We start from the raw sequence: 13109 nt of genomic DNA, 5'->3' as shown, positions 1-13109 counted from the left end.
CCCTTTATTATTTGCTTTGTGTCAGATCTCGCAATGTCGTTTGACGGTTCTCAGCATCGGGGATTAGGCGTTGAATATCAGCAAAAATATCGGCTTCTAACTCTTCCTCATAGCCCATACGCTCAAGATCCAATGTCAGTTTTTCTTTCTTGGAAAGCTTCTTTCTTTCCTCGAGGATCGGCATATGCGAAATCTTGTTGTATAAGCTAAATATAGCAGGGAATCTTTCAGTTGGTTTTTGCAGAGGCTCTTCCATGGACTCAAGCAGTACCGACAAGCGCCAGCAACCTTCTGATAAGTCACATTGTTTTTCCTGCATCGCCTTGCAGATGATTAAAATGCTAGAAATTATCTTTTCGTCTTTCTCGGCACGCTTGCGTTGCTGCTCAAGTGCTGCAGCCTGCTGTAGTTTGTTCTGATCGCGAAGCTTGAACAACAAGTAGCTCGCATAAGCGGCCAAAGCAAAGATTATCAGGGCTGCCACAACCAGCAGCACAATCATTGAAGTAGACACGTGGTTGGTACCCTATTTTTCTTCGTCTTGATAATCGCTGAAGTCATAATCATCCAGCTTGTCCCAAAGTACGTCTTCGCTAACCTGTGAGCTGTCTTGATCCGAGTCTTCGTCTTGCTCTTCAAGACCCAGTTCTGCCACTAACTCCTGATAACGATGCATTCCACGCTGCAACTCTTGCTGTTCAGCTTCAGTTAAAGCCTCGCCAGCTTCGTCACGTGCCGCCAGCATCTGCAAGGTTTCGTTATTCTCTAACGCCAGCAGCTCTTGCTCTAATTCCTGATGGTTATCGACCACACGAATTGCAGCGATAGCTGGCTCTTGCTTTGACGGCTTCGGCTCAGGTTTAGGATGAGAAACTTGTTCGACGCCCAATGCAATTGGCTTCTTGCTACCCAAACGCGGATCGCGATTACCACCGGAAGATTGAGACTTGGATGACTTATTGGCATCTAGCGCCTGGCGGGTACCAGGCTTGTTACCCGTTTTTTTACGGATACGTTTTTCTTTTTCAACTTTAGGCGTGCGTTTCGGCAAAATTGCCTTCATTAACGCGCCTTCTTTGCGAGATTTTTTTGAGCGAGCCATATCGATAGATAAATAATGTAAAGTGCTCTTATTTTAATGCAAAGCGCCTGAAAACCCCAGACTATCCTTTGCTTAGCTTCGCATTTACCTAATTTCAGGCGAAAAAAAAGCGATAGGGTTAACTATCGCTTTTCCAAAGCTCTTAACAAGCTCTTTTTCTTGTTGGCACTCCAGCCTGAATATATCCCTATCAACTATCCATATATTCGTATCGTTTCCATACATTATTTTTTCTTTTCGGTCGTCCTGACGCCTTATAGGCTATCCATAACCTCAAAGAGGCAACATTGCTATTCCTAAGCAAGTAAGCCATCCATGCTTAACGGGTAATCCTTACCTGAGTGTCCATCCAGCATCCTTACTGAAATTCCATAATTTGATTTCTAATTTAGCCACTCCGTGTAGCTGTTATTAAGTGTACTAGGGTTACACTTGGTTACAATCGAGAAATCAGCGTTTGTCATAGAGCTTAGATCACAAAAACCATTAATCAACTGTTTTTATTGAGTTTTTTAATTTTAATGTACGAAATTATCCGTTTTAACCGCAACTACCAATGGTCAATGTCTCACACAGGAGGAGAAAAAATGGACAGTTCTTCGATTACATTCTCCTGCTATTACAGGGGTGCAGCGGCATTTATCGTGGAAAGAGCTAGTTAATGGCTTGTAAAAGTTACTACCATTCTATTTCGATTGGGGTTCCGACTTCGACCAAAGCCATAAATTCATCCATTTCTTCATTGGTCAGGGCAATACAGCCATCGGTCCAGTTATATCGTTGAGTAATCGGGGCGAGATCTTCCATACCGTTTTTTTGGCCATGAACCATGATAAATCCGCCGGCTGATACACCTCGAGCCTTGGCATTTGCCAGGTCTTCATCATTGGGGTAACTGATATGCATGGCCCTATAAAAAGACGAGTCTTCTTTTTTGTAATCTAAGTAATATCTGCCTTCAGGCGTACGCTCGTCGCCTTGTTGCTGTTTATGTCCTTTGGGGTTTTCACCAAGAGCAATATGATATTGACGGACAACGTCGCCTTGCCAAAGTAAGAACATGAGGTTTTCGGACTTATCGACTCTCACCAAATCAACATTGGCAAAACAGCTAAACGGTAAGAATAAAAAGCAGATAAAAAAGCGCATTTGACTGGCCTCTTCGATTATTGTTATTGGTATTCCAAAACCGCAAGAAACCAGATGAAGCAAACATGAATTTGCTTGAATATCTATTAAGACTAGTAGATGTTGAGAGAAATTCTGCTGTTACTTACTGATCATTTTGTTCAACAATCCAAAGACACCGCGAACAAAGGTTGCGCTGGTCAACATCTTCACAATTGCGGACGCCGAAGAAGATGATTTTTTGGTTGTCGCAGGTTTATTATCTTCACGTTGTTTCGCCGTTGCTGCGGCATTCGCAAGTTTTTCATTGAGGATTTCATAGGCGCTTTCGCGGTTGAGTTTCTCATTATACTTATCGCTAATTGGCGACTGGGAAACCAAAGTGCTTACCTCGGTATCGGTAAGCACTCCCATTCTGCTTTGGGGAGCACGTAGTAATGTGGTTACCAAGGGTGTGGGCACACTTTTTTTATCCAAAGCGGTAACGATAGCCTCGCCAACTCCCAGGTTGGTTAACGCATCCGTCGCGTCATAAAACTCTGAATCCGGCAGGTTTTCTACTGATTGCTTTAAGGCTTTTCTATCTTTGGCGGTAAAGGCACGAACCGCATGCTGTATTTTCAATCCTAGCTGCGACAATACGCCGGGAGAAATATCGGTCGCATTCTGGGTAACAAAAAATAAGCCAACCCCTTTCGAACGAATTAACTTCACCATGGATTCTAACTGACTTGCCAACTCTGGCGACTGGCCAGAAAAAATCAAATGGGCTTCATCAATGAAAATCACCAGCTTCGGCTTATCAACCTCACCAACTTCGGGAAACCATTGATAAGCTTCGCCCAGCAGCTGCAGCATAAAAGTAGAGAACAACATAGGTTTTGACTGGATATCCGCTAGGCGCAATATGGAAACTAATCCGGCATTCGAATTTGCAGACAATAAATCTTCAATAGCAAATGAACGCTCTGCAAAGCAACGATCAGCGCCTTGTTGCTCTAGCGCAATCAGTTTTCTTAAAATGGCGCCAGTAGACGCGTTAGAAAAACGTCCGTACTCGCTACTGAATTCCTCTTTACCTTCATTGGATATGTATTGCAGTAGCTTTTTCAGGTCATCCAGGTCGACCACCGGATATTGCTTATCGTCACAATACTGAAATAGCATCGCCAGCAGGCCTTTTTGCGCATCGCTCAGGGTCAATATTCTGGCAAGTAAATCAGGACCGAACTCGGCTACCGTTGCCTTTAGCTGAATGCCAAGCTCGCTGGATAAGGTTAACAGTGAAACCGGATAGGGTTTTGCAGCAAAGTCCAAACCGATTTGTTGGTGCCTTTTATTTATCGATTCATTTGCCTCGCCAGGCATGCCAAGGCCACTCAAATCGCCTTTCATATCCATCAGCAGCACATTTACGCCCTGCTCGCTTAATTGCTCCGCCAGCACCTGGATGGTTTTGGTTTTACCAGTACCGGTTGCGCCGGTAATCAGACCGTGGCGAGATAAGGAAGATAGGGATAAGTGTATGGGTAAATCCGCGAATACCTGGTCGGCAAGCTTTGCGGCGCCAATAGTCATTGAAGGCCCGTCAACGCTATAGCCTTCTACCATAAGCTGCTTAAATTTATCTAGATTCGCTTCTGACATACATACCCTCAAAGATACAAAATAAGCTTTGCACAGAAATGGAAAATTGGTACTTAGAAACGTAAAAAACCGCTATGCGGTTAAGCGATAGCGGTTTGGGGAGAGTTAGGTATCGTTAGTTTTAAACGGTTAAAAGCTTTTAAAGGCCTCTTTAGGCACGATGGCTCCTGGGTGCTGAATTACTTCACCAGCAACGCTTGCCGCGAGCCTGGTGGCATCTGGCAGAGATTTTCCAGCAATTCTCGCCCCTAAATAAGCACCGTTAAAGGAATCGCCCGCCGAAGTAGTATCAACAACATTAGTGACAGGTTGCACGTCAATTTCATGACTCTCGTCTGGCGTCATAACGATAATGTTTTTCTCGCCATTTTTAATCACTAGCTCGGTGTATTCATATTCCTGGAAAAATTCGATTACCGTATGTACTGGCTCCATTGCATCATTGCATAAGGATGGATACATTTGCTGAAAGTCATCAACACCAGGAATTAAGATATCGGCAACCCGATAAGCATTGGCAAACTGCTGCTGCGCATCTTCAAGAGTTGACCATAATCGCGCACGGTAATTAAGATCGAAAGCAATTTTTACACCTTGCTGTTTTAAGTCGTTTACTAACGACCAGAATTTTTCACGATGGGATTTTTCCAGGATAGCCAAAGATATCCCGGTGAAGAAAAACACATCGCCAGCACTTAGATTTAGCGTCTCGCTACCGTCAACAAATTGCATAACCTGACGAGCAGCAGCGCTTTCACGCCAATATAAGAATGAGCGCTCCCCCTGATCGTCAGTTTGTACCAGGTAAATGCCAGGCAAACGCTCAGCATCGCGAAACACCAAGGGATTATTTAAGCCTTCACTGCTAAATGTCGAGAGCATGGCATCACTCATACTGTCGGTGCCAATTGCGGTTAATAACTGGGTATCAATGTTAGGAAACAAACGCTTTAAATAAACCGCAGAATTATAGACATCGCCAGCAAACGATTGACCGGCAATCTGACCGGTCTGCTTGTTTTGCAGCAGTTCAATCATACATTCGCCCATTAATACGATTTTATTCATTTGAAACAATTTCCTTCAGGAGTAGATAAACGATTATCGGTAACTAAGATGCGGGACAAGCTAATATGTCCCGCGTTAGATTTATTGTTGCAGCAGTTAATTATTCGAAGATTACTGTTGCGACAGTAGCGCATACTGGCCACTAAATTTGTATTGCTGACCTTGATAAGAGAACTGATACTCTTGCTCTGTTTTACCTTCCGGCGCAAACGCAAGGATCATCGCTGGTGAGCCCTGCAGCTTAAAGCTAACGACCTGCACATCACCCTCTGTGGTGTAATCAAGACCTTCAAGCTGGGAATGCGCTTCTAAGGTGAATTCTTTGCTCGGGTTGTACTCACCATGCACCTCTAACAAGCTGACAAAATCAACGTCTTTGGCTTTATCCAAGCGGTAAATAAAGGCTTTGTCTTCGCGCAGATTGAAATCCGGATCATTAGCACCAGTGCGGGTGAATAACAGCTTCATACCATCGAGCGTTTTTGTGCTCATGGTGTAGAAGCGATCATCATTCAACCATGTTACTTTACTTAGCGGTTGCTCAGGCTTAGCTTCTGCAGTTAACCACAAATGTTGGTAACCATCTCTGCTACCAAGTGGTGCCAATGACGTTGTATTGGATTTCAATGTTGCCGTCGTATCCATTAAATGGCCGTTGAAGTGAAGCGGCAGATCATATTGACGCTTTTTATCACCACGTACGTTAAACACATCAATCACTACCGGCAAGTCACGCCCTTCAACAGAAACTAAGGCTTGTGTACGGCGCATCGCCACCCCTTTATAAGCGGTATCAATGAATGCCGAAGAAATCGAAAGATTTTCATCGGTATCAAACAAGGTCACCTCAGGTGAATACTGGTTACCTCGTTTGGTGTTGCCTTTAAAGTGACTGCGCTCAGCAACTACTAGTGTGTTATGGGCAATTGTCTGTTTCGCGTAGCTCTTGTTTTCTTTTAAGTAGTGACCACCATATTTGGCTTCTACATTAAGGAAACGGGCAGCACCGTAATCACTAACAACTTCATGACCATTGTCGTAGAAAATCCAATTGAGTTTGTCGAAATGGCCGTGGCCCATACCTTGAGCGGTGGCTTTGAAAACTACAGCCTGATGCTTCTCAGGTGCGGTTTTATCATCTTGATTGGCGCGCATGACAACAAGCGCTCCCTGCTTGCCATCCTGGCCGTCACCAAACTCTTTACTGGCAAAGTGATATGGCTGTGCTTTACCAGCATCAATCGCCTGAGCGACATTTAGCCCGTCACCGGTTAGCAATACCTGGTCCTGTTGCTTAGCGATATCCAGCAATTGCGCATTGTTAGTCAAGCCATAAGCGATAGTAACGCCGTAAACCAGTTCAACGGTATCGATACCTTTGTCTTTGATTGCATCATTAATCGGGAAGAACAAACGGTCATAACTAAGTTGGATGGTGGTATCGATAGCTTTTAGCAAAATGCTATCGCGATATTCGAAAATCTTACGTTCCGGCTGATTTACCTCAACAGATTTTGCAAACAGCACAAAAGGCATTAGCGCATAACGTTGATAATAAGGACCTTCTGTGTAATAGCCTTGCGGAGAAAACAGCTCGTCCAGCTGACGCATGAAACCGCCAGTACCGGATTTATCCAATCCATAAAGTGCTTGTTCAACCCACTCATCTTCACCAAGAACCAGGCCAGTCATACCAACGGCGGCAGTTGCCCAGGTACCATGGTTGTGGATCTTATCGAAGGTTTGTGGTGAATCAGAAGACAGGAACTTCGCGATTGGGCGAAACAGGCCATTTTCAATGGTTTCACGCTGCGCTTTGCTCGCATAATCATATACGAAATCATAACCCTGGATGGTATAAACCAAAAATACCGCTTCGTTCAGGCTTTGCCAGAATAAACGCCCTGGCGCCTGCTCTTTTTGCTTTGGATGCAATGGCAAATCCGGATACATCTTCGCGTAGCCTTCCAACATCGCGATGGCATGGTCGGCGTATTTTTTGTCCTGAGTTAACTGAAATAAGATCCCCGCATCATGCATCAAACGATAGTTGCGCTTGTGCTGTTCGTGGGTAAAACCACCACCGGCATCGTTTGGGACCGGGATATTGATAGCGTGTTGTAGCTGACTATCAACCTGAGATTTTAATGCGGTAAAGGCCTGTTGAAAGCTACCCGCCTGCTCAATCGCTTTTTGCATCTGAGGGACATCCGATGCACTGACCACAAGCCTCGGATGAGCATTGTTATCGGCGGCTTTTGCAACGCCCTGAACACTCATAAAAACTGCCAATACGGCGAACAGGCCAATCCCTTTGGCACCTTTAATACTGGCACCTTTAATAAGACGGCCAATCGATTGAAAACTAGATAACAAACGGGAATACAACACTTTCTTTATTCCTTATTTCTTGGCCGCAGCCTGATAATGATTATCTTCCAGGGTGGCAGTAATTTCTCCCGGGAAGTTTAACTCTTCAACACTTACTTTTGGTGTCGCGGTAAAGTTATTGGATTTAACCAAGGTTTGCGGTTCACCAACGGTATGTTCGATACGGATACCTGCACTTTGAGAAAACTCATTTTCTTCGATATCACTTACCTGCACACCATGTAAATAAAGGGAAGCTTTGTACTTATTACGCTTACCTTTGCCGGTGTTAATCACCTGGTTATTGTTGAAGGTAAAATGTGGGCCAAAAGTACTTTCATCAGTACCACCACGGTACAACTTGATAACCGCACCCTGAATAGAATCAAAGATATTCTCATTCAGTGTCACGTACTCTGCATTGTAAATACCTAAGTCATCCATCTCTTTATCCAGACGAAGGATGTCACCGGTAACCTTGCTAAAGTGGCTATTGGTGATGGAAATTTCGTTGGCAAATGAACGATTGCCGGCATCAAAAAAGTGGAATGAATGATTGATATCAAGATTGCTCACTTTAAGCTTGCTAGCGACAAATCGATAGTTGGCCAGCATTGGAATTTTCGAGGTGCGAATGACTGCATTACCAGCACTATCCGGCGCATATTCGCCGTCAATTACAAGGTTTTCCAGCTTCAGATTACCACCGTCATGAATATCAAAGGTAGTTGAGCGAGATACTTTTAATACCGCTGGGTTTGCACTTTCCTCGGAAACGAAAGTAATGGTTTTGGATAGAGGAATAATTTTATCAAGAATGTATTCACCCGGAGCCAGGCTGATCACGTCAGATGATGCTGAGTTTTCAATCGCAACATACAGACTCTTGGCATCTGCTACTTTATGGGTTTTGCCTTGATCAAAATCGACAACGCGGCCCGGCTTTTGGTACCAGGAAACACCGGTGTCGGCTTTATCTAGAACCTTAAGATCTTTACTTACACCAACATTGGCAGCAGCGTCTTTTGCATATAACAAGCCATTAGACGCTTTTGCTAAGCCTACCTTTTTATCAGTAAAGCCATCGGTTAACGCTGGCTCATACACTTTCGAGCGAAGGTTATTACGAAACTCAATACCCGAAACATCGTCAAATACACTGAAATTATCTTTATCGGTGTCATTAACAATTAGATTGTTGGCGAACACAGAATCAACCGGTACCGCTTGTCGCTCTTTATCACTGCCAGCCGCCAGATGGATGTGATCAACATTGATCAGGGTATTATTTTCAATCAATGCATTTTCAACCTGATGGTAACGATTGATAGGTGAGTTAATCACCCCGTTCATAACCGTAAAGCCGCTACCGAAACGATAACCGGTCAAACCTTCCAGGTAGTTATTGCGAATTGTCTGGTCGCCATTGATAACGCGAATACCACCGGTGTGATCAACGCCATTACCGAAAAACACATTATTCTCTACCAGGTTACCGCTGCCGTGGCGCAGGGTTAAAGTACCGCGAGACTCAAAAAATACATTTCCACGGAATTCATTTTTACCGGACTTGTTGGAGATAATTTCAACTTCGCCGTTACAACGGTCGAAATAATTGTTCTCAACGATGGTAAATGAATCGGTTAAAGAATAGTGACTGGTGCCAATGCGCAGGGTTTCGCCGCCGTTGGAGCCTAAAATTGGGCGTGGGCCAAAATAGTTGTGGTCAATTCGATGATGATTTTCCTGGCTAGCCTCAGTATTTAAGCGCACCGCCATGGTAACACCAGCATTGCTCTTACCGACAAGATGAGAGTGATCGAAGCGATTGTGCTTACCATACATCACCACCCATTTATCCGATTCAAACTTGTCCGGATTGCTGTAATGGTCAATAACGACTTCGGTCACCCGAGTATGGGACGCAAGATCGTCTTTATTACGACGAAATGAGATAACTTCACCGGTTGGCGAATAGCCGTCTTTAAATACTAAGCCTTTTACGATGAGGTATTCACCGGCAATGCGCAGATTAGATTGACCGGAAAGAACCGTCTTTCCTGAGGTTTGGGCTTGTAAGGTAATCGGTTTATCTTTAGTACCCTTGGCTTTGAATACAATTTCAAAATCCTGCCAAACCTTATCGGCGAGGATGATGCTGTCGCCCGGCTGAACCTGTTTAAGCGCTTTTGAATACTGTTCCTGAGAAGAAACTTTGAATTGCTTGGCAGCAACCGCATTGCTTAACAATGACAGGCTTATCGCTACCAGAGGGAGAAACGTTTTGACTAGTTTTAACTTACGAACCATGTTGTCACTCATTTTTCCGTTGTCTAGAAAAGGGTGAAGCTCTCTAATATGTGCAGTAAAAGAGAGCTTCAGGAAATCCTAATGTTTGGGAGTTACATCAGGACCAATTGGCCCCGAAGGGCCAAATTTCTTTCTAAAGTTGCTAAACCTTAGAATTTCGCTTTAACACCTAAGTAGAACTTGGCGCCTGAACGAGAGTAATCGGCGATAGTCGTATCATTACCACGCGTCATAACCTGAGGTTCATCAAGCAAGTTCAAGGCTTTAAGCGAAACCGAAACGTTTTTGGCAATCTTGTACTTAGCAGCAAAGTCTAAGTAATCCTGATCCTGTACGTAACGGTGTGAACGTGTTGGGAACGGTAAGTTGTTCGGCTGGAAGTACTTAGAACGGTACTTATAAAGCACGCGCACCGAGAACTTATCGCCTTCCCAGTAAACAGACGCAGAACCTACGTTGTTTGAGAAACCAAATAGGTTGGCGTCTGGCACTAAGCCTGGGCTACCTACTTCTTCGGTTACGAAATCAGAATCCGCATAGTTATACGCAACACTCGCACCTAAACCGTTAAACGGGTAAGGAAGCATTGAGAAATGCTGATTCGCAGTAAATTCAATACCGGTAATAGTTGATTCATCATCAGCCGTTTGTACAGCACTGTGCGAAACATTCGGATAAACCGTATCTACACCATCAAGATTTACAATAATGTCACGGTCTTCAAATACATCTTCGTAACCGCCAGTAAAGTCTTTGTAGTATGCCGCTAGCGTCAATGCTGAATCTTCACTTGGATAGTATTCCAATGATAAATCATAGTTGGTCGACATATAAGGATTCATGTGGTTACCATTAGCACGACCACTCTGCACTACCTGCGAGTAATCGGTATTGGTGTTTTCATCACACTGACTTTCATCATCAACGTCTTCACAGATTTCATAGCTTACACCGGCAGACATTGCATTCAGCTGAAAACGAGACATCGCACGATATGCTGCGGCACGAAGGTATAACTCGTTACCCAAATCAAAGCGTAAGTTTAAGCTTGGTAGGTACTTGGTATAACTTGAGTCTAGTGTTACGCGCTCAATTTCATCCGTAGGGTTAACGTCAGCGCTGAATGTGCCATCTGCATTTGAGGTAATATAAACCTTGTCACCCCAGCCACGAGAATGGGTTTTGGTTTTAACTGCACGAACACCAATATTACCGGTTACTGGAATATCACCAAACTCGGTATCGATAGTCGCCATCACGTAAGCCGCTAGGATATCTTCGTCGACATCACGGTCAGCACCGTCACGACCGTCCATACGTTCGCCGATATCGTAGAATTCTGTGCTGCCATTGTTACCCGCAATTTGCCCTTGCATCTGGCCAATAAAACACTTGGCATCATAGGTAACAAACTGTCCTGAACCACCACCTTCTTGATTGAATAGGTTACCGTTGTAATGGCCATTCAGACAGTTATTAACAATACCCTGAGTTAGCATCATGTGAGCTTCTGGGTTTTCGTCATCCCAGTCAAAATCAGCGGTATCTGTTGCAGTCGTTCTTTCTTCACCAGCAAATGTGGTTGATACATCATTGGTTTGATAATCAAGAAGATGTTCCATTGAGTAACGAACACCAGCTTTAACAGAGCTGAAGAATTCGTTGTCCAACACGTATTCTGCATCAAGTTTCAATGCCCAGATATCATCTTCACGTTCTTCGTGAGTACGACGATACTCTGCATAAGCAACGCCATCATGGATAAAGGAGTTGATATCGTTAGAGTCAAAAGCTTGATCTGCGTTAAAACCGGCATCCATTGGACCGTTACGATCATCATCTAACCAGGTTAACGTTGGTACATTGTTACCACGATAATCTAATGCGTATTGATATCGGTCGTCAGAGCGGAACTTAGAACGATGACGCAAGCGATAGCGGTAAGAGCGAGAGTAAGATAGATCAGAGGTAATTGTTAAATCGTCATTTGGCGTGAATTCCAGATTTAGACCAAAACCATCATAATCATCCACCTGGTTACGATCTTCACCTAGTAATTGCGGGCGCGCTTCACCTTTTGCATATAGCAAGGTGTAATCGTCGCCAATAATATGGTCAGACAATGCACGTCGGCGTGAATCCAGGCCCAACTCCATACGTTTTTCGGTATATTCAAGGCGAGAATATTCGTAGTCGAAGTTGAAGTTTAACTCGTCGTTAGGAATCCATTGGAAAGTACCTACGATACTGGTACGGGTATCTTCATCTTCACCGGTACGCCAGTAGGCATCGTTAGGAACATAGAAAATCGAAGACTGGTCGTAGATAGATACATCAAAATCTTCATCATCGGTGCGAGGGTTACGACCTACACGACCAGCACTAATCGCCTGCTCATTTGAGCTGCTAGTGCTAGTACAGTCACCACCATTGTCAGACAATGGCGTACCATCGGCTAAACGTGTTGCACAGATACCCATTTGTGAACTACCACCGTAGTTTTCTTCTGGGTTAGAATCATCTGAATGCACAAGACCTAAGGTAAAACCAAAATCGCCCATGTTGTCGGTTTCAAAGTTTTGCACCGTCGAAGCGGTAATTTTTGCGCCCCAAGGTGACACGTCGTCGCCATCAACGTCACTGTAGTAATCGTTGTAAATACCCGTTACTTCGATTCTTGATTCATCTTTGCCGTAATCAACAGCGCGTAAGGAAGATACTTCAATCGTACCAGACGTACCACCTTCTACCAGATCAGCAGATTGTGATTTATAAATGAAAACGCCATCGACTAACTCGGACGGGAACTTTTTAAAATTAACCGCACGGCCAGGGCCGGCATTGGTAATCGTACGACCATTAAATGTTGCATAGCCCCAGTAAGATCCAAGGCCACGTATAGAAATTTCGTTTTGGCTACCTTTAAATCGGTGGCCAGAAGCACCAGCGATATTTTCAATAACGTCAGATAATGATAGACCTGGTAATTCACCAAAGTCTGCTGCAGAAATACCATCACCAATAACCGTTGCGGTTTTCTTGATATCCAGGGATTTGGTCATAGTACGACGGTTAGTACCGACGACTTCAATAACTTCTACATCTTGCTGGGCAGCTTGTTGAGCCTGTGTCGCTTCTTCTTCCGCTAGCGCAGGCGCAGATAGCAGTCCCATAAATGCTGACGCGCAAACCAGCGAAGAAGTACGTTTGGCTTTTTTGCTATTAAGAAGTGCCAACGCAATCTTATTGAGTTTTATTGTTGTGAACATTATTGTTTTCTCACTTGGTTTTATTATTTTGTTGCAATGCTTAAATTCATACCAATTCCATTAAATTTTTTTGCAACTCAGAGTTAGGGCGTTTATCCTGCGTTGCTGATTTTGACAATGGAGTAAACCGTTCTCTGCAATCAAAGCCTTGCCTAAAAGCCTTTAAATTCTCACTGAGTGGGAAAACACTTAGTGGCATTGGTATCTATTCATGT

The 13109-nt window shown here is 44.0% G+C and carries 8 protein-coding genes; all 8 read right to left on the bottom strand.

What is annotated here, in order from left to right:
• Positions 1–7: 7 nt before the first annotated feature.
• Complete coding sequence (locus FNC98_RS00245) at positions 8–514, bottom strand: DUF2489 domain-containing protein (RefSeq protein ID WP_143579377.1); 507 nt, start codon at positions 512–514, stop codon at positions 8–10.
• Between the two features lie 12 nt (positions 515–526).
• Positions 527–1102 (bottom strand): Der GTPase-activating protein YihI, encoded by a 576-nt coding sequence (gene yihI, locus FNC98_RS00240; protein ID WP_143579376.1) that lies wholly within the window; start codon positions 1100–1102, stop codon positions 527–529.
• Between the two features lie 678 nt (positions 1103–1780).
• The gene (locus FNC98_RS00235; RefSeq protein ID WP_143579375.1) at positions 1781–2251 is read right to left on the bottom strand and encodes a murein L,D-transpeptidase family protein; all 471 of its coding nucleotides are present in this window, start codon (positions 2249–2251) and stop codon (positions 1781–1783) included.
• A 120-nt stretch (positions 2252–2371) separates the two neighbouring features.
• Entirely contained in the window at positions 2372–3877 is a 1506-nt protein-coding gene (locus FNC98_RS00230) for a helicase HerA-like domain-containing protein (protein ID WP_143579374.1), read from the bottom strand.
• Positions 3878–4006: 129 nt separating this feature from the next.
• Entirely contained in the window at positions 4007–4945 is a 939-nt protein-coding gene (locus tag FNC98_RS00225; RefSeq protein WP_143579373.1) for a sugar kinase, read from the bottom strand.
• 111 nt (positions 4946–5056) lie between these two features.
• Positions 5057–7225, bottom strand: coding sequence for an alginate lyase family protein (locus FNC98_RS00220; RefSeq protein WP_144035394.1), 2169 nt, complete (start codon positions 7223–7225; stop codon positions 5057–5059).
• Positions 7226–7348: 123 nt separating this feature from the next.
• On the bottom strand, positions 7349–9637 hold the full coding sequence (locus FNC98_RS00215; RefSeq protein WP_260680395.1) for a polysaccharide lyase 6 family protein: 2289 nt from the start codon (positions 9635–9637) through the stop codon (positions 7349–7351).
• Between the two features lie 137 nt (positions 9638–9774).
• Positions 9775–12894: a TonB-dependent receptor gene (locus tag FNC98_RS00210; RefSeq protein ID WP_143579372.1), complete on the bottom strand. Its 3120-nt coding sequence runs from the start codon at positions 12892–12894 to the stop codon at positions 9775–9777.
• Between the last annotated feature and the right edge of the window lie 215 nt (positions 12895–13109).

Source organism: Thalassotalea sp. PS06 (assembly GCF_007197775.1).
In the GTDB taxonomy this organism is placed as follows: domain Bacteria; phylum Pseudomonadota; class Gammaproteobacteria; order Enterobacterales; family Alteromonadaceae; genus Thalassotalea_A.
The sequence above is the reverse complement of the archived record's forward strand: the minus strand, read 5'-3'. Positions and strand labels throughout refer to the sequence as shown.